The 23091-nt window shown below is 70.7% G+C and carries 25 protein-coding genes; 17 read left to right on the top strand and 8 right to left on the bottom strand.

What is annotated here, in order from left to right:
• The first annotated feature begins 24 nt into the window (after nucleotides 1-24).
• Genes N4G66_RS01840 through N4G66_RS01825 form a run of 4 tightly spaced genes read left to right on the top strand, consistent with a single transcriptional unit; the run spans nucleotide 25 to nucleotide 4035 of the window.
• The gene (locus N4G66_RS01840) at nucleotides 25-900 is read left to right on the top strand and encodes a zf-HC2 domain-containing protein (protein WP_261702148.1); all 876 of its coding nucleotides are present in this window, start codon (nucleotides 25-27) and stop codon (nucleotides 898-900) included.
• The gene (locus N4G66_RS01835; protein WP_261702098.1) at nucleotides 897-1757 is read left to right on the top strand and encodes an ABC transporter ATP-binding protein; all 861 of its coding nucleotides are present in this window, start codon (nucleotides 897-899) and stop codon (nucleotides 1755-1757) included. Before N4G66_RS01840 ends, N4G66_RS01835 begins: the two co-directional genes overlap by 4 nt.
• Nucleotides 1754-3325 carry an ABC transporter permease gene (locus N4G66_RS01830; protein ID WP_261702097.1) on the top strand — a complete coding sequence of 524 codons (1572 nt, stop codon included), beginning with the start codon at nucleotides 1754-1756 and terminating at the stop codon, nucleotides 3323-3325. Before N4G66_RS01835 ends, N4G66_RS01830 begins: the two co-directional genes overlap by 4 nt.
• The gene (locus tag N4G66_RS01825) at nucleotides 3313-4035 is read left to right on the top strand and encodes an ABC transporter (RefSeq protein ID WP_261702096.1); all 723 of its coding nucleotides are present in this window, start codon (nucleotides 3313-3315) and stop codon (nucleotides 4033-4035) included. Before N4G66_RS01830 ends, N4G66_RS01825 begins: the two co-directional genes overlap by 13 nt.
• A gap of 36 nt (nucleotides 4036-4071) precedes the next feature.
• On the opposite strand, the gene mshD is transcribed toward N4G66_RS01825, so the two are convergent.
• Nucleotides 4072-4998, bottom strand: a complete 927-nt coding sequence (gene mshD, locus N4G66_RS01820; RefSeq protein ID WP_261702095.1) for a mycothiol synthase — start codon at nucleotides 4996-4998, stop codon at nucleotides 4072-4074.
• Nucleotides 4999-5425: 427 nt separating this feature from the next.
• On the opposite strand from mshD, the gene N4G66_RS01815 reads away from it, so the two are divergent.
• Entirely contained in the window at nucleotides 5426-7222 is a 1797-nt protein-coding gene (locus tag N4G66_RS01815) for a bifunctional metallophosphatase/5'-nucleotidase (protein ID WP_261702094.1), read from the top strand.
• A 120-nt stretch (nucleotides 7223-7342) separates the two neighbouring features.
• Here N4G66_RS01815 and N4G66_RS01810 read toward each other — a convergent pair whose 3' ends face one another.
• The 6 genes from N4G66_RS01810 to N4G66_RS01785 all read right to left on the bottom strand — a co-directional run bounded on the left by N4G66_RS01810 (nucleotide 7343) and on the right by N4G66_RS01785 (nucleotide 13196).
• Nucleotides 7343-8770: a HAMP domain-containing sensor histidine kinase gene (locus tag N4G66_RS01810; RefSeq protein ID WP_261702093.1), complete on the bottom strand. Its 1428-nt coding sequence runs from the start codon at nucleotides 8768-8770 to the stop codon at nucleotides 7343-7345.
• Nucleotides 8770-9501, bottom strand: coding sequence for a response regulator transcription factor (locus N4G66_RS01805; protein ID WP_261702092.1), 732 nt, complete (start codon nucleotides 9499-9501; stop codon nucleotides 8770-8772). The genes N4G66_RS01810 and N4G66_RS01805 overlap by 1 nt, the downstream gene beginning before the upstream one ends.
• 79 nt (nucleotides 9502-9580) lie before the next feature.
• Nucleotides 9581-9760, bottom strand: a complete 180-nt coding sequence (locus N4G66_RS01800; protein WP_261702091.1) for a hypothetical protein — start codon at nucleotides 9758-9760, stop codon at nucleotides 9581-9583.
• A gap of 13 nt (nucleotides 9761-9773) precedes the next feature.
• Nucleotides 9774-10985: a S1C family serine protease gene (locus tag N4G66_RS01795; protein ID WP_261702090.1), complete on the bottom strand. Its 1212-nt coding sequence runs from the start codon at nucleotides 10983-10985 to the stop codon at nucleotides 9774-9776.
• Between the two features lie 346 nt (nucleotides 10986-11331).
• Complete coding sequence (locus N4G66_RS01790) at nucleotides 11332-12354, bottom strand: LacI family DNA-binding transcriptional regulator (RefSeq protein WP_261702089.1); 1023 nt, start codon at nucleotides 12352-12354, stop codon at nucleotides 11332-11334.
• 23 nt (nucleotides 12355-12377) lie between these two features.
• Nucleotides 12378-13196: a response regulator transcription factor gene (locus tag N4G66_RS01785; protein WP_261702088.1), complete on the bottom strand. Its 819-nt coding sequence runs from the start codon at nucleotides 13194-13196 to the stop codon at nucleotides 12378-12380.
• A gap of 252 nt (nucleotides 13197-13448) precedes the next feature.
• Here N4G66_RS01785 and N4G66_RS01780 point away from each other — a divergent pair, with 252 nt between their 5' ends.
• The 9 genes from N4G66_RS01780 (at nucleotide 13449) to N4G66_RS01745 (ending at nucleotide 19446) form a co-directional block, all read left to right on the top strand.
• Nucleotides 13449-14330 (top strand): alpha/beta hydrolase family protein, encoded by an 882-nt coding sequence (locus tag N4G66_RS01780; RefSeq protein WP_261702087.1) that lies wholly within the window; start codon nucleotides 13449-13451, stop codon nucleotides 14328-14330.
• Between the two features lie 65 nt (nucleotides 14331-14395).
• Complete coding sequence (locus N4G66_RS01775) at nucleotides 14396-14650, top strand: MoaD/ThiS family protein (protein WP_261702086.1); 255 nt, start codon at nucleotides 14396-14398, stop codon at nucleotides 14648-14650.
• Nucleotides 14651-14658: 8 nt separating this feature from the next.
• On the top strand, nucleotides 14659-15834 hold the full coding sequence (locus N4G66_RS01770; RefSeq protein WP_261702085.1) for a hypothetical protein: 1176 nt from the start codon (nucleotides 14659-14661) through the stop codon (nucleotides 15832-15834).
• 169 nt (nucleotides 15835-16003) lie between these two features.
• Nucleotides 16004-16741 (top strand): LmeA family phospholipid-binding protein, encoded by a 738-nt coding sequence (locus N4G66_RS01765; RefSeq protein WP_261702084.1) that lies wholly within the window; start codon nucleotides 16004-16006, stop codon nucleotides 16739-16741.
• 399 nt (nucleotides 16742-17140) lie between these two features.
• Nucleotides 17141-17221, top strand: coding sequence for a putative leader peptide (locus N4G66_RS45830; protein ID WP_350310325.1), 81 nt, complete (start codon nucleotides 17141-17143; stop codon nucleotides 17219-17221).
• A 148-nt stretch (nucleotides 17222-17369) separates the two neighbouring features.
• Nucleotides 17370-18215: a sulfurtransferase gene (locus N4G66_RS01760; protein WP_261702083.1), complete on the top strand. Its 846-nt coding sequence runs from the start codon at nucleotides 17370-17372 to the stop codon at nucleotides 18213-18215.
• A gap of 30 nt (nucleotides 18216-18245) precedes the next feature.
• On the top strand, nucleotides 18246-18533 hold the full coding sequence (locus N4G66_RS01755; protein WP_003953525.1) for a DUF1416 domain-containing protein: 288 nt from the start codon (nucleotides 18246-18248) through the stop codon (nucleotides 18531-18533).
• Nucleotides 18534-18717: 184 nt separating this feature from the next.
• Nucleotides 18718-18981 carry a DUF3099 domain-containing protein gene (locus N4G66_RS01750; protein ID WP_261702082.1) on the top strand — a complete coding sequence of 88 codons (264 nt, stop codon included), beginning with the start codon at nucleotides 18718-18720 and terminating at the stop codon, nucleotides 18979-18981.
• 69 nt (nucleotides 18982-19050) lie between these two features.
• The gene (locus N4G66_RS01745) at nucleotides 19051-19446 is read left to right on the top strand and encodes a VOC family protein (RefSeq protein ID WP_261702081.1); all 396 of its coding nucleotides are present in this window, start codon (nucleotides 19051-19053) and stop codon (nucleotides 19444-19446) included.
• A gap of 43 nt (nucleotides 19447-19489) precedes the next feature.
• On the opposite strand, the gene N4G66_RS01740 is transcribed toward N4G66_RS01745, so the two are convergent.
• A complete protein-coding gene (locus N4G66_RS01740; protein ID WP_261702080.1) occupies nucleotides 19490-19852 on the bottom strand; it encodes a DsrE family protein in 363 nt (120 codons plus the stop codon).
• A gap of 324 nt (nucleotides 19853-20176) precedes the next feature.
• Between N4G66_RS01740 and N4G66_RS01735 the strand changes: the two genes are divergently transcribed.
• From N4G66_RS01735 to N4G66_RS01725, 3 genes are read left to right on the top strand one after another with little or no spacing between them, the layout of a single operon-like run.
• Nucleotides 20177-20929: a hypothetical protein gene (locus N4G66_RS01735; protein WP_261702079.1), complete on the top strand. Its 753-nt coding sequence runs from the start codon at nucleotides 20177-20179 to the stop codon at nucleotides 20927-20929.
• Nucleotides 20926-21873 carry a hypothetical protein gene (locus N4G66_RS01730; RefSeq protein ID WP_261702078.1) on the top strand — a complete coding sequence of 316 codons (948 nt, stop codon included), beginning with the start codon at nucleotides 20926-20928 and terminating at the stop codon, nucleotides 21871-21873. Before N4G66_RS01735 ends, N4G66_RS01730 begins: the two co-directional genes overlap by 4 nt.
• The gene (locus N4G66_RS01725) at nucleotides 21870-22937 is read left to right on the top strand and encodes a hypothetical protein (protein ID WP_391858732.1); all 1068 of its coding nucleotides are present in this window, start codon (nucleotides 21870-21872) and stop codon (nucleotides 22935-22937) included. The genes N4G66_RS01730 and N4G66_RS01725 overlap by 4 nt, the downstream gene beginning before the upstream one ends.
• Nucleotides 22938-23091: the final 154 nt, after the last annotated feature.

Here is a 23091-nt window from a genome sequence, read left to right as displayed (position 1 = left end):
CGTCGCACAAGCGATGGCAACGACATGAGCGGTGGCAGCCGTACGACCTGGCATGTTCCGCAGGAGGACCTTCTGGCCTATACGCAGGGCGAGTTGACACCGCCCCGCTTGTGGTCCGCCGACACCCACCTCGCCGCGTGCGCGAGGTGCCGGGAGACGCTGGCCGCGCTCAGTGACCCGGTCGCACTCGACGCCGGGTGGGAGCGGCTCGACGCCGAGCTCGACGCCCCGCGGCCGGGCCCGGTCGAGTGGCTGCTCGTCCGGCTGGGCGTCGCCGACCACACGGCACGGCTGCTGACCGCCGCCCCCGCCCTGCGCCGCTCCTGGCTGGGCGCGATCGTCGCCCTCCTGGTCATGACCGTGGCCGCGGCCAACGCGGTGCGGGCCGGGGCCATGCCCACCCTCTTCCTGGCCCTCGCGCCGTTGCTCCCGCTCGCCGGGGTCGCCGTGTCCTACGGTCCGGCGCTCGACCCGACGTACGAGATGGCGGTCGTCTCCCCCCTGCACGGCTTCCGGCTCCTGATGATCCGCACCGTCGCGGTACTCACCGTGGGCCTGGGGGTCAACGGCCTCGCGACCCTCGCCCTGCCTTCCTACGGACTGCGTGCCCTGGCCTGGCTGCTGCCCGCCCTCGCCCTCACCGCGACCGGACTCGCGCTCACCTCCCGGCTCGGTCCCGTCCTCGCTCCCTCCCTGGTCGGCGGCGGCTGGATCGCCCTGCTGACCGTGGCACGGGCGACCACGGAGTCCGACGCCACGCTCGCCCCGTTCACGGCGGCCGGGCAGGGCGTCTCCGGGGCCGTCGCGGTACTGGCCGCCGGACTCCTCTATCTCGCGCGGGACCGGTTCGACGTGTCACACCTCCCGCTCACCGACTTCACCGACAGGAATGCCGCATGATCCCCACCGTCTCCGCCTCAGGCCTGACCCTCCGCTTCGGCGGGACGCGCGCGCTCGACGACGTCTCCGTCCGCCTGGCAGAGGGAGTCACCGGACTCCTCGGGCCCAACGGCGCAGGAAAGACCACCCTGTTGCGGGTGCTCGCCACCGCCGTGCCCGCCGACCGGGGCTCCTTCACGGTCCTCGGGCACGACCCGGGCACCACCGCCGGACGCCTGGACGTGCGGCGCGCGCTGGGCTACCTGCCGCAGACCCCCGGGTTCCACCAGGACTTCTCGGCCTTCGAGTTCGTCGACTACGTGGCGATCCTCAAGGAGCTGACGGACCGCACCGCCCGCCATCGCGAGGTGCGCCGGGTGCTGGAGGCCGTCGACCTGTCCGACGTGCGCGGCAAGCGCATCAAGCGGCTGTCGGGCGGTATGCGCCAGCGGGTCGCGCTGGCCGCCGCACTCGTCGGCGACCCCGGCTTCCTCGTCCTCGACGAGCCTACCGTCGGCCTCGACCCCGAACAGCGCATGCGCTTCCGGGAGCTGATCGCCCAAGCGGGAGAAGGACGCACCGTCCTGCTCTCCACTCACCAGACCGAGGACGTCGCGATGCTCTGCCATCGGGTGATCGTCATGGCCGGCGGCCGTATCCGCTTCGAGGGCACCCCGGCCGAGCTGACCGATCGAGCGGCGGGCCGGGTGTGGAGCAGCACGGAGCGCGATCCGGCCGCCCGAGCCGGATGGCGTACGGGCACGGGCGCCTTCCGCAATGTCGGCGACCCGCCCGAGGGCGCCGACCTTCTCGAACCAACACTGGAGGACGGCTACTTGCTCACTCTCGACGGTGAGACCGCGGAGGTGGCGGCATGAGCGCCATCACGGGCACGATCCCGCAGGCGGCTCCCACGGGGGTGGAGCCGCCTGCCCGGGGCACGGAATCCCGGGCCGCCGCGATCCTGGCCCTCGCCCGCTTCGAAGCACGCGAACTGCTGCTCCAGATCCCGGTCCTGGTCTTCCTCGCGGTGTACGTCGGATACGCGGGCTGGAGGTTGTTCATCGGGGGCGACGGCATGGACGACTTCCCGGTCCTCCAGGACGCCGACAGGGCCACCCAGCCGACCCCCATGCTGCTGGCCGTCGCCGTGTTCATCTGCGTCAACCGCGCCGTGCTGCGGTCCCGCAGGCAGTCCACCGACCAGCACTTCGACATCCTGCCCATGGAGCACTGGCGGCGTACGGTGGCGCACGCGCTGTCCGTCCTGCCCCTCGGCGCGATCACGGCGCTCGTCGTCGGCTTCCAGTACACCTGGGCGGCACTGAAGCCGGGCGCCGTCGGTCACGGCTCACCCGCCGAACTGGTCGTGGGCCCGCTGATGGTCCTGCTGGCCGGTGTCCTCGGCGTCCTGCTCGCCCGGGTGATACCAGTCGGGTTCGTCGCCCCGCCCTTCGTGATCGGCGCGTTCGTCCTCACCACCCTGGTCTCCGCGGCCACCCAGGGAAAGCACTGGGTGAGCTGGCTCGGACCGGTCGTCGTGGAAGAGGGCGCCGACCCCTTCCCCTCCGAACTGCTGGGCCGCCCGGCCGCCTGGCACGCGCTCTATCTGATGGGCCTCGCGGTCCTGCTGCTCTGCCTTGCCGTGCTGATCAGCGGGGGCCGGACCTGGCTGGTCAAGTCGGTGGCCGCGGTCGCCCTCGCCGCGACGGCCGTCGGCGTGGCCGGACAGTCCCCCGGCGAGCCAGCCTCGCTGATCGCGGCCCGCACCAAGGCGTCCGTGACCCCGGAGAAGGTGCAGACCTGCGTCCAGCACGGACGGTCCACGTACTGCGCCTTCCCGGAGTGGACGGGCCGCATCGCCGACTGGGCCGACGCCGTCGACCGCGTCCAGTCCCGCGCGGGCGGTTCGGCCGGGGGCGAGCGGCTGACCGTGCGCCAGCGGATCGACGCCCGCTACGGCCTTCAGAGCGATGCCGCCATCGCCCCCTCCACCACGCCGGGCACCGTGACGGTCGGCACGCGCTGGGGCGGCAACCGCCTTCCCGAGTTCGCCGTCGGCGTCGCCTCGGTCCTGGTCACGGGCAACGAGGACGCCGCAGGCAAGAGGTGCGACGCCCGCGTGGTGACCACGATGTGGCTGGCACTGAGCACCCAGCCGGACCCGATCAAGTCCCTCCGCGACGTCCGGCTCGACGACAGCATCGAGGGCTCCGCCATCGCGCTGGCCCCCACGAACCCCGTCTCCATGTCCGCTCAACAGACCACCGTGGTGCGCGAGTTGCTTCAGAAGCCGCACTACAGCGTCGCCGCCAAGGTGAAGGCCCACTGGACGGAGCTGACGTCCGCGAAGACGTCCACGGCACGGGTGGCCGAGCTGCTCGGCGTGCCGGCCGACGGCAAGGCGACGGCGGCGGACTCGGGGAGTGGCTCATGCGAGGAGTAGCGAAGACGCTGGGAGAGACTTCTGCGAGCCCGTCCGCGGAAGCCGACGGGCCCCCTCCCACGCACATCGTGGCCCGCGCCCTGCTCCGCCCTGTCTGGCGCAGTCTGCCGCGATGGGCCCTGATGACAGGCGTCGTCCTCGGACTGCTGCCGGCCGCCGCCTCTCGGACGGTCTCCGGTCCACCGGACCCATGGCTGTATCTGAACCTGTTGCGGGCCTCCGCCCTCGCCTTCGCCCTGGGGCTGGCGTTCCTGCTAGACGATCCGGCCCGGCACACCACGGCCACGGTGCCGGTCAGGCGCCCGGTGCGGACCGGGCTGCGGCTGGCGCTCGTCGTGCCGTCCATGGCGGCGTGCTGGACGGCCGCGCTGTTCCTCGAACCCGCCAAGGGTCGGCCCCCGGTGGGCGCGATCACCCTGGAGGCAGCCGCCGTCATGGTGGTCGCGCTGGCCTCCGCGCTCGTCGCCGTGCGGCACTCGGACGCCGGCGAGCCGGGGATCGCGATATCCGCCGGAATCCTGGGCGCGTTCTTCGGCGCCGCGCTGCTGCTCCCCGAACGCTGGGAGCTCTTCGTCGGACCGTCCGACCCGCACTGGGACGACGCGCACCGGCGATGGGCGGGTGTCCTGGTCGTGGCCGCGCTGGTGGGAGCCCTCTCCCTGGCCGAACCCCTGCGGCGGCGCAGGACAACCCTCCTGGCCCAGCGCTGACTTCAGCCCCTGGAATGGCGCTGGCGCACCGGGCGGTCAGGACTCCGTTCGGTACATCAGGTCCGTCTCGTGGGTGACGAAGCCGAGACGCTCGTAGACCGTGACCGCCGCCTTGTTGTCGGCGTCGACGTAGAGCATCGCGGTGGGCAGGGCCTGCGCGGCGAGGTGGCGCAGTCCGATCGTGGTCAGCGCCTTGCCGAGACCGCCGCCCTGGGCGCCGGGGCGCACACCGAGGACGTACACCTCGCCCAGCCCCTCCTCGGCGTGGACCTTGGTCCAGTGGAAGCCGACGAGTTCGTCGCCGCGGAAGGCGAGGAAGAAGCCGGCCGGGTCGAACCACGGCTCGGCGGTCCGGTCGTCCAGGTCGCGCTGGGTGAGGGAGCCCTGCTCGGGGTGGTGGGCGAAGGCGGCGGCGTTCACGGCGAGCCAGGCGGCGTCGTCCTGGCCCGGTACGAAGGTCCGGACGGTCACTCCTTCCGGGAGCTTCGGCTCGGGCAGGTCGAGGTTCTCCAACGGGCGGCGCATCTGGCGCAGTTCGCGGAAGAGGGTGAGGCCGAGGACCTGTGCGAGATGCCGGGCGGCGGAGTGCCCGCCGTGCGCCCACACCCGCAGCCGTTTCCCGGACTCATTGAGCATGGCCGAGCCGAGCGCCCGTCCGTGCCCGTGCCCCCGGTGCGCGGGGTGGACGACCAGCTCGGCGGCCGGAGCCTCGACCGGGTCGGTGTCCTCCAGCTGTGCGTAGCCGATCAGTTCGTCGCCGAGGGTCAGCAGCAGATGCCGGACGCCCTCGCGGTTCCCGCCCTTCAGCTGAAGCCGCCCCTGCTCGGACACCGCCTGCTGACCATCGGCCCGAGCGGCCTCCGAGAGCAGCCGGAGCACGTCCTCGGCCTGATCCTCGGAGAGCACGGAGTAGGTCTCGATGGAGCGGGAGAGGGCGAAGGGTGCCACGTCGTCGCTGGTCATGGATACGAGGGTACGGCTCGGTGGTGGGGGACAAGGAGTTGAGCGACGTGGACATGGATCGTGGCGGAGGCCAGGACGGGATGCCCGAGGGGGTGGTGGTGACATGGATGTCAGTTCCCGGTGAGGTGATGGCAATCAGTCCGTAACCATGAACCCCCTTTTGCGCTACGCGCGTTGATTCTAAAGTGCGTGCAAAGCAGCGGCTGTCACTCAGCTCGCGCACGGTTTGCACAGTACGTAGGACCGGAGGGGCCCGCACGGCTCGCATCACGTGCCGGGCCCGGCAGTCAGCACAGCACGCACCACCCGCGGTTCCCGCAAGGCGCACGCCGGCGGCGGGGTCCCGGCAGCTTGGACAGAACGCACCGCCCGCTCGGCACACGTACGGCACACCGCTTTCGCATCTCACCGTTCTCCAGGGGGAACCATGCCGCCCACGATCCGGTACAGACGCACTCATCGCCTCCTCGCGGCCGCCGCCGGTCTCGCCACCGTCGGTGCGCTGGCCGCGGCGATGCCCGCGAGCGCGCACCAGGACAAGGCGACACCGCTGCACCACCACGGCAGCGGCCGCTACCAGGACGTCCAGCTGCTGTCCTTCAACGACCTGCACGGCAATCTGGAGCCGCCGACCGGTTCCTCGGGCCGGGTCACGGAGCTGGAGGCGGACGGCACCACGAAGACCATCGACGCGGGTGGTGTCGAATACCTGGCCACGCATCTGCGCAACGCCCGCAAGGGCAACAAGTACTCGATCACGGCGGCCGCCGGTGACATGGTCGGCGCCTCCCCGCTGATCTCCGGCCTCTTCCACGACGAGCCGACGATCGAGGCGCTCAACGGCCTCGACCTCGATGTCACTTCGGTCGGCAACCACGAGTTCGACGAGGGTGCCAAGGAGCTGGCCCGGCTCCAGAAGGGCGGCTGCCACCCGACCGACGGCTGCAACGGCGGCAAGAAGTTCACCGGCGCCGACTTCCCCTACCTCGCGGCGAACGTCACCGACGAGAAGACCGGGAAGCCGATCCTCAAGCCCTACTGGGTGTGGAAGAAGAACGGCGTCAAGATCGGCTTCATCGGCGTCACGCTGGAGGGCACGCCGAACATCGTCTCCGCCGAGGGCGTCAAGGGCCTGAAGTTCGGCGACGAGGTCGAGACGATCAACAAGTACGCCAAGGAGCTCCAGCGCCAGGGAGTGAAGTCGATCGTCGCGCTGATCCACGAAGGAGGGGCGCCCGCGTCGACGGCGTACAACTACGACTGCGACAGCCCCGGCGCCGGTGACGGCATCTCCGGGCCGATCGTCGACATCGCCAAGAACGTCACGCCGGCCGTGGACGCGCTGGTCACCGGCCACACCCACCAGGCGTACGCGTGTACCATCCCGGACCCGGCGGGCAAGCCCCGCATGGTCACCTCGGCCTCCTCCTTCGGCCGGCTCTACACGGACACGACGCTGACGTACGACCGTTGGACCGGCGACATCGCCCGTACGGCGGTGAAGTCCGCGAACCACGTGGTCACGCGTGATGTCGCGAAGGCCGCCGACATGACGGCGCTGATCACCAGGTGGAAGGCGCTCTCCGCGCCGGTCGCCTCGCGCTCCATCGGCTACATCGCGGGCGACATCGGCAACGCCGGCACCGAGTCCCCGGCCGGCGACCTGATCGCCGACGCACAGCTCGCGTACGCCAAGTCGGTCGACCAGGAAGCCGACCTCGCGGTGATGAACCCGGGCGGCATCCGCGCCGGACTCACCTACGCGGCGACCAGCGGTGAGGGCGACGGGGTGGTGACCTACGGCGAGGCGTACACGGTCCAGCCGTTCGCCAACACCGTCAACCTGGTCGACCTCACCGGCGCCCAGGTGATCACCGCGCTTCAGCAGCAGGTCAGCGGCGCCAACGAGGCCGCTCCGAAGATCCTCCAGATCTCCAAGGGCCTCACCTACACGCTCGACCTGACCAAGACCGGCGCGGCGCGTGTCGTCGCCGATTCGGTCAGGCTCAACGGCACGGCGATCGACCCGGCGGCCACCTACCGTGTCGCGATGAACTCCTTCCTCGCGGGCGGCGGCGACGGCTTCGCGGAACTCGGCAAGGGAACGAACGTCCGTGTCGGCGGCGACGACCTGGCGGCCCTGGGCGCCTACCTGACGGCCAACTCCTCGGCCGCGACGCCGTACCCGGTCCCGGCGGCGGACCGGATCACGATCGTGAAGTAGCCGGAACCGTCGACCGGTCCGGCGCTCGTCCGCCGGGCCGGAGCGGCCCGGTCGGAACGCCGATGACGAGCGAGCCCTCACCCGCTGCCGGGTGGGGGCTCGCTCGCGCCGGAGAGCGGGTCAGGGCATGTCGGGCGGGGCCGTCGGAGCCCCCGGAAGCCGTACGGCCGCGATCGTGCCGCCGCCCTTTGCGGGGTGCAGCGACACCTCGCCGCCGGCCTGCTGGACCGTGCGGGCCACGATGGACAGGCCGAGGCCCGAGCCCGGCAGGGCCCGCGCGTCAGGGGAACGCCAGAAGCGGTCGAAGACGTGCGGGAGTTCGTCGGTGGGGATGCCGGGGCCGTGGTCGCGCACGGTCAGTTCGCCGTCCTTCAGCCGGACGTCGACCGTGCCGCCTTCGGGGCTGAACTTCACCGCGTTGTCGAGGATGTTCACGATCGCCCGCTCCAGCGCGGAGGGCTCCGCCCGGACGAACCAGGGTTCCAGATCGGCCGTGATCGTCAGCTCCGGTCCGCGCAGCCGGGCCCTGCGCAGGGCCGCTTCCACGGTGTCCTGGAGTGCCACGACCTCCACCCGGTCGGCCGGGTGTCCCGCGTCCGACCGCGACAGCGTCTGCAGGTCGCCGATCAACGCCGCCAGCTCGGTCATCTGCGCCGTCACCGAGGCGAGCAGCGCCTTGCGGTCCGCCGGGGGGATCGGACGGCCGATCTCCTCGCTGCGGGTGAGGAGCTCGATGTTCGTACGCAGGGAGGTGAGCGGCGTCCGCAGCTCGTGCCCGGCGTCGGCGATGAGCTGCTGCTGCAGCTCGCGGGAGCTCGCGAGGGAGGCGGTCATCGAGTTGAAGGAACGGGAGAGCCGGGCGATCTCGTCGTCGCTCTCCTCGTCCACGGGGATGCGGATGGTGAGGTCCTCGGTACGGGCGACGTGCTCCACGGCTTCGGTGAGCTCGTCGACCGGGCGAAGCCCGGCGCGGGCGACCCAGAGGCCCACGGCTCCGGCGCCGACCACTCCGATGCCGGAGACGAGAAGCAGGACCAGGGCCAGGTCGTTCAGCGTGGACTGGGTGCTCTTCAGCGAGGCGGCGATCATGAGGCCCACGTTGGGGCCGGGCTGTCCATCGGTGGTGGTGGTCAGCGGCCGAAGCATCACACGCACCGCGTTGCCGTCTTCGTCGGTGCCGTCACGGAAGTAGGACTTGTTGAGTTCGCCGTTCTTGATAGCCGTCCTGTCGGACAGGGTCACCTTGACCTTGCCGATGGAGTTGTCGACGACGCAGGCGGTTCCGTTCTCCTTGACCACCTGGACGTAGTTGTTCCGGAAGGGGGGAACAGTGTTGTCCGGGGTCGCGGAGCAGTAGTTGAGGGCGTTGACGATCGCGCCCGGCGGGGCTCTCATGCCCCTCTGCAGATCGTTGTCGACCTGCTCGTACAGCTTCCCCTGCACGATGAACCAGCAGGTGACCGAGACCGTTGCCACGCCGAACGCCACGGCCGCGGCGACCAGGAGGGACAGCCGGGCCCGGATGGGCAGCGACCTGAATCTGCGCATCACTCCGCGCCACCGGACCGCAGTACGTACCCCACGCCCCGCACCGTGTGGACCAGGCGCGGCTCGCCGCCCGCTTCCGTCTTGCGGCGCAGGTACATGACGTAGACGTCGAGGGAGTTCGACGAAGGCTCGAAGTCGAAGCCCCAGACGGCCTTCAGGATCTGCTCGCGGGTGAGGACCTGGCGCGGGTGGGCCAGGAACATCTCCAGCAGGGTGAACTCGGTGCGGGTGAGCTCCACCGGGCGCCCCGCCCGGGTGACCTCGCGCGTCGACAGGTCCATGCGCAGGTCGCCGAAGGTGAGCGCGTCGTCCTCGACGTCGGCGCCCGCCGACGCCGCGTACGAGCTGCGGCGCAGCAACGCCCGGATCCGGGCGAAGAGTTCGTCGAGCTCGAAGGGCTTGACGAGGTAGTCGTCCGCCCCGGCGTCCAGCCCCGTGACACGGTCACCGACCGTGTCACGGGCCGTCAGCATGAGGATCGGCGTGGTCGTGCCCGCGCCGCGCATCCGGCGTGCCGCGGTGAGGCCGTCCATGCGGGGCATCTGGATGTCGAGGACGACCAGGTCGGGCTGGTAGGCCGTCGCCTTCTCCAGGGCGTCCGCGCCGTCGACCGCGACCTCGGTGTCGTACCCCTCGAAGGCGAGGCTGCGCTTGAGTGCGTCGCGCACGGCCGGCTCGTCGTCGACGATCAGGATGCGCTGGGTGTCACGGTCGCCTTCGGCGGAGCTCATGGGCGTCGGGTTCCTCGGGTGGGTTGGGTCGTGATCGGGTGCTTTCAGCCTCGCACGTTCCTGGCTGTCCCGGAATGGATCAGCTTCGTACGGTACGGCGGTGGCCGGAGGTCCGGTGCGGTGCGGGCCGCGAGACGGCGGGGGCCAGTTCCGGGGCGCGCTGGGCGGGCGGGTGCAGCTCGCGGGCGACCGCCAGGGCGAGGCCGAGTTCGGCCGGGTCGTCGGCGGCTGCGGTGTGCGGGACGCGCTTGATCGTCATGGCGACCTCCGGGTCAGCTGTCGGAGCCGCCGGCCCGCAGTGCGGCCAGGTCGGACTTGACGGTGTTGATCGGGATGGCGAAGCCGAGGCCGACGCTGCCCGCGCTCGACGAGGACGAGGAGGAGTCCGAAGCGGCCGAGTACATCGCGGAGTTGATGCCGACGATGTTGCCGTTCATGTCGATGAGGGCGCCGCCGGAGTTGCCCGGGTTGAGCGAGGCGTCGGTCTGCAGGGCCTTGTACGTCGTGGTGGAGGAGCCGGTGTCGCCGTTGAACTGGCGGCCGCCGAACTCGAACGGCCACTGGCCGCTGCCGCCGCCCTGCTGTTGCTGCTGGCCCTGGCTCTCGTCGGTGGAGACGGTCACGTCACGGTCGAGGGCGGAGACGATGCCGCTGGTGACGGTGCCGGTCAGACCCTCGGGGGAGCCGATCGCGACGACCTGGTCACCGACCTGGACGCCGGCGGAGTCGCCGAGCGTGGCCGGCTTCAGACCGGACGGCGCGTTCTCCAGCTTGATCAGCGCGAGGTCCTTCTTGCTGTCGGTGCCAACGACCTTCGCGGCGTACGACTTGCCGTCGTTCAGCTGGACCTTGATCTCGGAGGCTCCCGAGACGACGTGGTTGTTGGTGACGATCTCGCCGCCGGTCGTGATGATCACGCCCGAGCCGGTGGACGAGCCCGCGTTCGAGGTCGCGCCGATCTCGACGATGCTCGGGCTGACCGCTTTGGCGACGCCGGAGACCGTGCCTCGCTGGCTGGTGGGCACCACGTTGGTGCTGGTGCTGCTGGAGGCGACGGTGTCGTTGCCGGTCAGCTCCTGGAAGGCGTACGCGGTGCCGCCGCCGATCGCCGCGGCGACGATGGCCACGGCGGCGAGCAGGGCGAACGGACCCTTGGCGCGCCGCCTGGTGGTGGGGGTCGCGGGGGGTTCCGGATGGCCGGGGGCCGCGGTGGCGAACACCGCGGTGGAGCCGACGGGGTCGGGCTCGGGGTAACCGGCGTACGGGCCGGCGCCGTGGCCGCCGTTCCCGCCGCCACCGTGACCGGAGCCCGGCCACACGGTGGTGCCCGGCTCGACGTGGACCGGCGCGGCCGGGTCGTACGCCGGCGGTGGAGGCCACTCGGGGTTCGCGGGGGAGGAGGGATGCGACTGCTGCTCGGGGTACGCGGACCCGTGGTCGTCGCCCTGGGGGTACTCGCCGCTGCGGCGGAAGCTGTCGGTCATGAAAAAAGACTGTCCCTCGATCATGAGAGCTCCCTGAGTGGTCCCTGAGAAGCCCGACAGAACCTCGTATGCCCGATATAAAGACGCCTCCTGCGAGCCCCCTGCGAGCTCTCTGTGCGTTCCCGGTGCGTCCCCGGTGTGCCCGAAGACACGGTGAACTCCGCGGTTCGACCAGGGCAGCCTGCTGTTCCGGTTCCTGTCCGGCCTATGTCTGCAAACAGAGATCCCCGCGTCCCGTCGAGGGGCGCGGGGATCTCCGCTGTCCTTATGCCGTGCGTGTTGCCCGTAAGCGCTGTGCGCCGGCGCTGTGCGTGAGGTGCGGTGCGTGGTGGCGGGTCGCCGAGGACTACTCGCAGCCGCAGGAGTGGCGTACCACCAGGCGCGAGGGGAACAGCTTCAGTCGCTCGCGGCGGGACCCGGGCACCCGCAGCCCGTCGTCCAGTACGAGGTCCACGGCCGCGCGGGCCATCGCCGAGCGGTCCGATGCGATCGTTGTCAGAGGAGGGTCGGTCAGGGCCGCTTCCTTGACGTCGTCGAACCCGGCGACCGCCAGCTGGCCCGGCACGTCGATGCGCAGCTCGCGCGCGGCACGCAGGACACCGATGGCCTGGTCGTCCGTGGAGCAGAAGATCGCCGGCGGCCGGTGCGGCCCGGCGAGCAGCTCCAGGCCGACCTGGTAGGCGTCGTACCGGTTGTAGGGGGCCTCGAAGACGCGGCCCTCGGTCGGCTTGCCGGCCTCCTGCATGGCGCGCCGCCAGCCTTCGACGTGGTCGGAGACGGGGTCGCCGACGGCGGGCGTCTCGGCCGTACCGCCGAGACAGGCCACGTACTCGTACCCGTGCTCGAGAAGGTGCCGGGTGGCGAGCTGCGCGCCCCCTATGTCGTCGGTGACGACGGCGACGTCGTCGATCGCCTCGGGGCGCTCGTGGAGGAGCACCACCCGGGCGTCCCACGCGTCGATCTCGGCGGCCGCGTGGTCGTTCAGCGCGTGGCTGACGAGGATCAGTCCGGAGACCCGCATGCCGAGGAAGGCGCGCAGATAGTGGACCTCGCGCTCGGCGATGTAGTCGGAGTTGCCGACCAGGACCATTTTTCCGCGCTCGGCGGCGGCCTGTTCGACCGCGTGCGCCATCTCCCCGAAGAAGGGCTGGCGCGCGTCCGGCACGATCAGTCCTATGAGCTCCGTCTTCCGCGAGGCCATGGCCTGGGCGACCCGGTCGGGCCGGTACCCCAGCTCCTTGATCGCGGCGAGAACGCGCTCGCGCGTGGCCGGGGCGACCGGCCGGGGTCCGTTGTTGATGACATAGCTGACGACGGCGGTGGACGTACCCGCCAGTCGCGCTACATCATCCCTAGTCACCTTGGCCACGCGCGGAGTCTACGCGGATTGACCTACCTCTGGGCAGGGCGTACGGCGGCTTCCTGTGGCTCCCCGGCGGCCTCCGCCGGAGCGGCGCTGTCCAGGTGCGCCGTCTCGTCCGCATCCTCCGGCTTTGGCTGGGCCGCTTTGGCCTTCGCCCCGTCCGCGGCGCGGTCCACCTTCTCGGGGGTAACGAATCGATAACCGACGTTCCGGACGGTTCCGATCAGCGACTCGTGCTCGGGTCCGAGCTTCGCGCGCAGTCGCCGTACGTGGACGTCGACCGTCCGCGTACCGCCGAAGTAGTCGTAGCCCCACACCTCCTGGAGCAGCTGGGCGCGGGTGAAGACTCGGCCCGGGTGCTGCGCGAGGTACTTCAGGAGCTCGAACTCCTTGAAGGTGAGGTCGAGGACCCGGCCCTTGAGCTTGGCGCTGTACGTCGCCTCGTCCACGGAGAGGTCGCCGTTGCGGATCTCCATCGGGGAGTCGTCGTTGACGATCTGCTGACGGCCCATCGCGAGCCGCAGGCGTGCCTCGACCTCGGCCGGACCGGCCGTGTCGAGGAGAACGTCGTCGATGCCCCAGTCGGCGGTGACGGCTGCGAGGCCGCCCTCCGTCACGACGAGGATGAGCGGACAGCCGGGTCCCGTGGAGCGCAGCAGCTGGCACAGGCTGCGGACCTGCGGGAGATCACGTCGTCCGTCGATCAGGATGACGTCGGCACCTGGGGTGTCGACGAGAGCTGGGCCTTCCGCCGGAGCCACGCGCACGTTGTGCAGCAGCAGGCCGAGAGCGGGAAGCACCTCCGTCGACGGCTGAAGGGCGTTCGTGAGGAGCAACAGAGAACTCATCGGGCCTCACCCACCTGGGTCGTCCTGCCTTCGTGCACGGTTCGCTCGCCCATAACGTCTGGTTCCTCCTCGGTCCCTGCGAGGACGTTTGCGGCACTGCTCTGTACGTGCGGCTCCCGCGCCCCTGGGATCCGCTGTGCGTCCGGGGCCCGTACACCTGCGGTTTCCCGCTTCGTATACAACGCTTCCGAAAGCACAAAAGGACCCGGGGGCTACTCTGCCCGAGTCCTCATGCCCAGCAGAATAGCCCACATGAGCTCAGGTCCGGCAGGTCAAGTGACGCGATCTTTCAAGAGTCCACGCCTTGAGACAACGTCACACATCCCTTTGCGGAGGTTTCTGTGCACGGTCGACGGGGTGACGATCGATGCGGCCTACGACCCCGGAACGGAGTCGTCCGGTGACCTTGCGTTCATCGTCGCACACGGATTCACGGGTGATCTGGACCGTCCGCATGTCCGTCGCGCGGTCGGCGTCCTCGCCCGCAGCGGAGCGGTGGTCACCTTCTCCTTCCGTGGTCACGGCGGATCGGGCGGCCGTTCGACGGTCGGCGACCGCGAGGTCCACGATCTGGCGGCCGCGGTGGCCTGGGCGCGTGAACTCGGGCACACCCGGATCGTGACGGTCGGTTTCTCGATGGGCGGCTCGGTGGTGCTGCGGCACGCGGCGTTGTACGGGGAGAAGGGCCCGGGGCCCGGTGGTGAGCCGGTGCCCGGCCGGGAGCACGAGGGGCGCACAGGGGCGCGTACGGACGCGGTGGTTTCGGTGAGCGCACCGGCCCGTTGGTACTACCGGGGTACGGCCCCTATGCGGCGGGTGCACTGGCTGGTAACCCGCCCGGAGGGCCGGATCGTGGGCCGGTTCGGCCTGCGGACCCGGATCCACCATCGCGACTGGGACCCGGTGCCGGCGTCCCCGGTCGAGTGCGTTCCGCACATCGCGCCGACACCGCTCCTCATCGTCCACGGCGACCGGGACGGCTATTTTCCCCTCGACCACCCGCGCATGCTGGCCGAGGCCTCCGGCGGCCACGCCGAACTGTGGCTGGAGCACGGCATGGGGCACGCCGAGAACGCCGCCGCCGACGACCTGCTCACCCGTATCGGGGACTGGGCCGTCACCCACGCGGGCTAGCCTGACGGGGTTCACGCAAACAGACGCGCGGACACCACACACCAGATCGCTGATTGAGGAACGAGATGGCAAAGGGCACGGTGCGTTACTGGGCCGCCGCCAAGGCCGCGGCAGGCGTCGACGATGAGCCGTACGACGCGGGCACGCTCGCCGAGGCACTCGACGCGGCCCGCGAACGACACCCCGGCGAACTCGTCCGCGTCCTGCGGCGATGCTCGTTCCTGATCGACGGTGATCCCGTGGGGACCCGCGGGCATGAGACGGTACGGCTGGCCGAGGGCGGCACGGTCGAGGTGCTCCCGCCGTTCGCAGGAGGGTGAGCGAGACGATGAGCAACCAGCCGTACGAGGGTCGCCGCGAGGGGTACGACCCGTATCAGCAACCGCAGCAGCCCCAGCCGCAGGAGCCCCAGCAGCAGCCGGACTGGCCGCAGCACACCCAGCAGTGGGAGGGGCGGACCTGGGAGACGCAGGCGCAGACGCCGGTCCCCGCGGCCGACGCCTCGTATCCGCCTCCGCAGGGGTACCAGACCTATGGCGAGCCCCAGGGGTACGGCGGTGCGGTGGGGGCGCCCCTGCCGCCCGAGGCTCCGGCGCAGCCGTGGACTCCGGCGCACGCGCCGGCCGCAGGCGAGGCGCCCGGCGCCGTCGGTCCGGCCGACCCGTCCCGCCCCGGCGGGACGCTTCCCGAGAGCGCGGGCGGGGCCGACTCCGCGTACGGGCCCGCGACCGTCATCGGCCAGAGCCGGATCACCGACGCCCAGCGCGCCCGCGCCGAGGGACGGTCGCCGATCATCGAGCCGGGGATGCAGCCGGCCGCGCTGACGGCGCTGCTCGCGCTGCTGCTCTCCGGGGCGGCGGTGATCGGGGAGTACGCGCTCGTCGTCCCCCTCGTCCTGCTCCAGGCCGTCACGGCGGCGGGCTGGTTCCGGCTGAACGGGATGTGGCCCGCCCGGCAGGGCATCGCGCTGGCGTTCCTGGGCGCGGTGACCGCCGACGTGGCACTGCTCGCGGCCGGCCGGGAGAACGCGCCCGCCGCGATCCTCGGCACCCTCGGCGTGTGGGTCCTGCTGACCCTTGTGCTGCAGCTGCGCAGCCACGCCGACCCGGACACCCGGATGTACGGCCTGATGGCGACCGTCGTCTCCGCGGCTCTGTCGATCATCGCGGCCGGTTATCCGGCGGCCGCGCCGGACGCCGTGACGGTGGGCGCCGCCGCGGTCGCCGTGGCGATCCTGGCCCGTGCGCTGCCGCTGCCCACGGCGGCCTCCGTGGTCGTCGCGCTGCTGGCCGCCGCGGGCGCCGGTATCGCGGTCGGCGGGATGACGGACCTGGGTACGCAGGGCGCCTTCCTGGGCCTCGGCGCGGGTGCCTGCGCTCTGATCGGTCACCGGGTGGCGAGCTACGACTACCCCTCCCGGTTCGTCCACTTCACCGCGGGCGTGGCGCTGCCGCTGGCCGCAGCCGCCCCGGCGGTCTACCTGCTGGGCCGCGCGCTGGGCTGACCGCCGATCCCGTCGGCCGGATCCGGTCGTAGGGACGCGCCGAATCGTCACAGGTGATCGACAACTACCTTCAAGGGCCCCCGATTTGGGGGCCCTTCGGGGTTAGGCTCGCGCTCGGCGGCCACTCGGCCGTTCAGACGGGGCCGTCCCAGGTGGGGGAACATCGAGCATGCGCGCACTGCGAATAACCCTGATTCTCTTCGTCATTCTCGGCGGTCTGTTCGTGCTCGCCGACCGGGTTGCGGTCGGGTTCGCGGAGGACGAGGCGGCCGGCCGGATCAAGAGCACCGAGGGCCTCGCGACCACCCCCGACGTGTCCATCGGGGGCTTTCCGTTCCTCACCCAGGTCGTCGGCGGCGAGCTCGACGACGTGAAGATCGGCATCAAGAACTACGAGGCGTCGACGGGCGGCACGGGCTCCTCCGCCGGCACCATCCGCATCGACGACCTCAGCGCCGAGATGCGCGGCGTCGCCTTCAACGGTGGCTACAGCTCCGCCACGGCCGGCAGCGCCACCGGCAGCGCGTCGATCTCGTACGCCGAACTGCTCAAGGCCGCCAAGTCCGAGCCCGCGCGGGTCGCACCCGGCTTCACCGCCGAGGTCGTCAGCCTCTCCGACGGCGGCAACGGCAAGATCAAGGTCACGGTCTCGGTGACCGGCCCCGTCAAGGTGCCCCCGGTCTCGGTGCTCAGCTCCGTCACCGTCTCCGGCGACACCGTGAAGGTGCACGCCGACTCGCTGCCCAAGCTGGGCGTCCAGCTCGCAGAGGGCCGGATCCGCTCGATCACCGACTTCCAGCAGAAGATCGAGCAGCTGCCGGGCGGCATCAAGCTCGACAACGTCCAGGCGGCTCCGGGCGGTGTCGAGATCACGGTGAAGGGTTCGAACGTCAGGCTGGTCGGGTAAGAGGCAGTCCGCCGGACCGGGCTCGTAGAAGTCCTGCCGGACCGGGCTCGTAGAAGTCCTGCCAGGCCGGGTTCGTAGAAGTCCTGCCGGGTCAGGTCCATAGAGAGTCCTGCCAGGCCGGCCCCTGGAAGTCCTGCCGGACCGGTCCGGGCCCGTCCGGGGGAAAGATCCTGCGGCAACGGTCCGGTGGGAAGCCCCTGCCGGAGGGGTGGCTGTCCGAAAGGCGAGACGGCCCTGTCCGCACCGCAGATACGCCGTCGAAGTGATGACCGATACGGCCCCCCGGAATCCGTGCGGGCCGGGCTTCGACGGCCTTCGCGTATCACAGTGCGGACGATCGCGTCTCAGTATCCGACACGCCGGTGACATGCCCGCCTGTCCGTCCCTACGATCGGACCCATGAAGCGACAGGCGGACCTCACGAAGCGGCGGGCAGTAGACCTGTGCCGCGTCGCCGCCATGCTCTGTCGCACCTTCTGAGCGGAAGCGTTCCCGCCTTCCGCGAGCCGGGCCCCTGGACCTCTCTTGTCCGGGCCACCATTGCGCCGCGCAGCCCTCACCGGCATGCAGCACCGCGCAGCCTCTCCAACGCACCACCCCGCCGCAACTGCCCCGGAGGAGAACGAGCATGAGCCGCAGCGACGTCCTGGTAGACGCCGATTGGGTCCAGGACCACCTGGACGACCCGAACGTGGCCGTCGTCGAGGTCGACGAGGACACGTCGGCGTACGAGAAGAACCACATCAAGAACGCCATCCGGATCGACTGGACCAAGGACCTCCAGGACCCGGTCCGCCGTGACTTCATCGACCAGGAGGGCTTCGAGAAGCTCCTCTCGTCGAAGGGCATCGGCAACGACACGCTGGTCGTCCTCTACGGCGGCAACAACAACTGGTTCGCGTCCTACGCCTACTGGTACTTCAAGCTCTACGGCCACGAGAACGTGAAGCTGCTCGACGGCGGCCGCAAGAAGTGGGAGCTCGACTCCCGCGACCTGGTCGACGGCTCGCAGATCCCCGGGCGCGCCGCCACCGCCTACAAGGCCAAGGCCCAGAACACCTCGATCCGCGCCTTCCGTGACGACGTCGTCGCCGCGATCGGTTCGCAGAACCTGGTCGACGTCCGGTCGCCCGACGAGTTCAGCGGCAAGCTGCTCGCCCCGGCGCACCTGCCGCAGGAGCAGTCGCAGCGTCCGGGCCACGTCCCGAGCGCCCGCAACATCCCGTGGTCGAAGAACGCCAACGACGACGGCACCTTCAAGTCGGACGACGAGCTCAAGGAGCTCTACGCCGCCGAGCAGGTCGACCTCGCCAAGGACACGATCGCCTACTGCCGCATCGGTGAGCGTTCCGCGCTCACCTGGTTCGTCCTGCACGAGCTCCTCGGTGTGCAGAACGTCAAGAACTACGACGGCTCCTGGACCGAGTACGGCTCCCTCGTCGGCGTGCCGATCGAGCTCGGCGCCAACAAGTAACCCTCAAGGCCTGAAGGACGGAATCGAAATATGTGTGGAGCGAAGGCCGGCGGCCCCGACGCCTCGACGATCAAGCCCGGTGAGACCACGATCCAGGGTCAGGTGACCCGCGACGGCGAGCCGGTGACGGGCTACGTCCGTCTCCTGGACTCGACCGGCGAGTTCACGGCGGAGGTCCCCACCTCCGCGACGGGTCAGTTCCGCTTCTACGCGGCCGAGGGCACCTGGACCGTCCGCGCGCTGGTCCCCGGTGGCACCGCCGACCGCACGGTCGTCGCCCAGACGGGCGGCCTCTCCGAGGTCGCGATCGCCGTCTGAACGGCGGACCGCCGTCCCTGACGGCAGTCGACTGAACGGCCGAAGGGCCGCACCCCCGGGGGTTGGACGCTTACCGGATCGGGGTGCGGCCCTTCGGCTTGCCCTCTTCGCCCGCCGCTGCCCCACCCCCTGCCGGGGCCGCCGACACTGAGCCGGACGGGTTGTCCGGGCCTACGCTGGTGGTATGTACGCGCGCAGGCGTCATCTGTACTTCGCCATGATGGGGACGTGCATCGTGCTGTTCGTCCTCGCCTGGGCAGTCGTACGGCTGTGGTCGGTTCCCGTGGCCGTCGGGATGTGTGTGGTGGCCATGCTGATTCCGCCGGTGGCCGCGATGGTGGCCAACCGGCGGGGGCCCGAGGACCGATGGTGGGACGACCCGTCCGGGGACCCGAAGTCCGACGAGTGGTGGGACGAGCTGGACGGCAAGAAACGGCGGCAGCAGTAGCGGGATACGGCAGCGGCGGTCGAGCGGCAGCGGCCGAGCGGCGGCAGAGGTGGGAGCGGAAGAGCGTCCATGTCGCGTACGAGGTTGTCCACCGTGGTGCTCGACGCGCCCGACGCCCATGAACTGGCCTCCTTCTACCGGAGGCTGCTCGGATACGAGGTGCGCGCCGAGGAGCCCGACTGGGTGCTCATCGGCCCGCCGTTCGGCGGGATCGCGCTCGCCTTCGAGACCGAGCCGCTCTACACACCGCCGGTATGGCCCGCGGGCCCCGGTGACCAGCGGATGATGCTCCATCTCGACATCGAGGTCGACGACCTGGCCGAGGAGACCGCCCACGCCGTCGAGCAGGGCGCCCGGCTCGCCGGCCATCAGCCGCAGGAGGACGTACGGGTGCTGTTCGACCCGGCGGGCCACCCCTTCTGCCTCTGGGTGGACACGCGCGGGCGGCGCAGACGCGGTCAGTAGAGGCGCGCGGACCCCGCCGGCGCCCCCGTCAGCGGACCAGCGGTCAGTAGACCAGCGCCTGCGTCCCGTCCGCCATCGCCTCCTGCACGAACACCTGCGCACCCGCGATCCGTACGCCCTCCAGGACGTCCTTCTCCGTGATGTCGCGCCGGGCCGCGCACTGGGTGCACAGGGTGATGCGCCCGGCCGCCAGGATCGAGTCGATGAGATCGGGCAGCGGCGCCGCGTGCGGCAGCTCGAACTCGGCGGCGCGGCCCGGCAGCGCGAACCACGCGGACTCGCCGGTCAGCCAGAGGGAGACCTCCACGCCACTGGCCACGGCCACCGCCGCGACGGTGAACGCCTGTGAGCAGCGCTCCGGGGCATCGGCCCCCGCCGTCACCTTGATCACGAGCTTGTTCGCCATGGCCGCCATGGTATTCCGAATCGTGATCAACGTTCGTGCAACCCCATGTGCGGGCCGTGGGTCTCCTGTGCGCGCGGATACGGAATCCACGCTTCACGTTCGTGGGGGGACGTCTTGGTAGTACCCGAAGGATCCGAAACACCGGAAAGACCAGGCGTGCCCGAGGTTGCGCCGATCGCTGAGTCCGGTACGGCGCCTCGCGATGCCGTACAACCCGCGGAGCCCGTGCCGGTCGAGGAATCCCCGGCATCGGCGTCGAGCCAGGCGTCGGCAGCGGCGGAGCCGGAGCAATCCGCGGCGTCCGCCGAGCAGTTGGCTCCTGTGATGTCCGAGTCCGCTGAGGCGGAATCCTCCGTCGAGTCGGATGACGCTCCGCCAGTTCCGCGGGCCCGTCGGCGCGGTCGTACGACTCTGCTCATCGCCACGGCCGCCGTGCTCGGCCTCGTCGCCGGGACCTGCACCGGCTTCCTGGTCCAGGCCGACCGTGAGCCCACCAAGCTGCCCCCGCTGTCGCAGCCGGTGGTGGCCCAGGCCAAGGGCGAAGGCCCCGAGCCGCTGTCCGCCGCCCAGGACCACCGGGTAAAGACGGACGGCGACCTGCGCAAGCTGCTGCTTCCTCGGCCGAAGGGCACGAAGGTGCCCGACTGGGCACCGGAGCAGGACGGCTGGCTGGACCTGGCCGGCTACGCACACTCGCTGGACCACTCGGACCGCGAGTTCGAGGATCTGATCAAGGCGGAGTTCCGCCGGGGCGCCGGGGTCAGCTGGACGGTGGGCAGTACCTACAGCACCGAGATCCGGCTGGTGCAGTACCGCCAGGAGGAGAACCTCAGCGCCGCGGTTCAGGCGAGCGACTGGAACGTGGAGGGCGCAAGCGACTCGTCGTTCCCGGGTGCGAGCGACGGCATGGTCTACCTCTTCAAGCCGGAAAGGAAGGCCGGCTACCTGCCGCTCTACAAGGCTCAGGCGACGGCCTCGCGCGGTGACATCGCCATGGAGATCTGGATCTTCGACTCCAAGCCGATCCCGAAGTCGAAGATCATGGACCTGGCCAAGCGGCAGTTGGAGCGGCTGTGAACGAGCAATCCCCGAACCCGGAGAACGCGGAAGCCGTGAAGCCCGGGGAGCCCGTTTCGGCGTCGGCCGCGTCGGAGCCGACGGTTCCCGCGGCCGCGGAACCTGAGACGGCGGGACCTGAGACGGCGGAACCTGAGACGCCGGAACCGACCCTGCCGGAGTCCGTCGTACCGCAGGCGGTCGCCGCCGAACCCGCTTCTGGCAAGAAGCCCGTCCGGCGGGGCCGTATCGCCGCCATCGCCGGTTCCGTGCTGCTCGTCGGTGCCGTCGTCGCGGGCAGCGCCTACACCGTGGTGACCGTCCAGGACGCCGACCGGGACGCGGGCGCGCCGGCCTGGAAGTTCCCGAAGGCCACGAGCGGCGAGGCCAAGAAGACGAAGGCGGCGTCCTCGCTCGCCGCCATGCTCGTGCCGTACGACGACAGCCTGAGCCAGGGTCCGGACATCGCCCGGTTCGGCTCCGACGCCGCGCTCAGCGGGGGCGAGGCCACCGCCCTGCGCAAGGAGGCGGTCCGCGGCCTGCCCCGCTCCCAGCGGCGGCAGATAGAGAAGGGGATCGACAAGCAGCGCACCAAGGGCATGGCCATGCGCAGCTACCTCTACAGCGGCTCAACCGGCGACGGCGTCTTCACCGTCAGCATCCAGCTGGCGCAGATCGAGGACAAGCGGGCCGTGCGGAACATGTCGACGTTCCAGAACGGGCTGTTCGACGCCCTCAAGATCTTCCGCTCCGGACCGAAGATCGAGGGCCACAAGAACGCCAAGTGCTTCCTGTCGCCCAAGAAGAAGGAGGAGAAGCTCGACATGATGATCTGCTCCGCCTATCAGGGTGACGTGCTGGTCAGCGCCATCGCGTACGCGGCCAAGCCGATGAACACCAAGGGGGTCGCGAACCTGCTCCGTGAGCAGCTCGACCGTATCCAGGAGCCGGGAGAGGCGGTATGACCGAGCAGACGACACCGGCCGAGGACACGACACCGGCCGAGGACACGACATCGGCCGAGGACACGACACAGGTCGAGCAGGGTGCGCCCGCCGAGCGGGACGAACCGCGCGCCGCCGAGCCGCAGGCCCCCGTACCGCAGCCGGAGCAGCCGGCCGTTGTGGCGGAAGCCGGGACGGACATCGGGACGGACATCGGGACGGAAGCCGGGACGGAGACCGGGGCCGAGGCCGCGGTGCCGCCGTCGCCGGTCGTGCCGCCCATGGCCGACGAGCCCGAGGTGCCGCTGGTCAAGGTCAAGAAGGACCGTCGGGTGCTGCGCGCCGTCCTGCGCTGGACCGCCGCCACCGTGGTCTTCGCGGCGGTCGGCTCGTCCGTCGCGTACGGCATCACCGGGATGGAGCGCACCGACGTACCCGGTCTGGCGACGAAGGCCGACGGGCGCTGGGACTACCCGGCCATCGTCAAGCCACCGCTGCCGTCCGGCAGCCCGGGGCCGTTCGCCGAGTCCAACAAGGCCGGAGTCCACTCCGCCGACCTGCGCAAGCTCCTGCTCCCCGCCCCGAAGGGCGCCAAGGCGGACCCGGCGCTGCGCGGCGAGGACGGCTGGCTGGCGAAGAAGTCCTTCGTGGCGAAGTACGCGGAGAAGACGGACCGGGACACCGTCGGCCAGCTGCTGACCGATTACGCCCTGCGGCACATCGCCGCACGCGGCTGGACCACCGCCGACGGCACGCACACGCAGATCTATCTGCTCCAGTTCGACACCGCCGCCGTCGCGGAGGACCTGGTCACCAACAAGGTGGCGTACTACGACTCCCCGCAGTACGCCTGGCGCGGGGCCGAACTGACCGAGCGGGACGAGGCGTTCCCGGAGCGTTCGGCGGTCGACCAGATCACCCGGTACGCGTACACGGAGAGCAAGCCGTACGGTGCCGAACAGGTCCGTGAGGCATACCTGTCGGCCGGTGACACCATCGCCCTCGTCGTGCAGTCCCGCAAGGGCTCCGCGCCGGCGGTTCCCTTCCAGCAGACGGTCGTTCTGCAGAGCCAGCTCCTCGGCTGAGGGCCGCGGCCCGCCAGGGCCTACCTGAAAGAGAGCGTCGGGCCCCAGCCGCGTAAGCTGGGGCCCGGCTTTTGTGTACCTCCCCAGTCCCGGCTGCGTCCGGGCGGGGACCCGTTCCGCTCACCGAGGAGCACCCCGTGGAGATCTTCTTCGA

Source organism: Streptomyces rhizosphaerihabitans (genome assembly GCF_025399795.1).
Taxonomy (GTDB): Bacteria; Actinomycetota; Actinomycetes; order Streptomycetales; family Streptomycetaceae; genus Streptomyces; species Streptomyces rhizosphaerihabitans.
The sequence above is the reverse complement of the archived record's forward strand: the minus strand, read 5'-3'. Positions and strand labels throughout refer to the sequence as shown.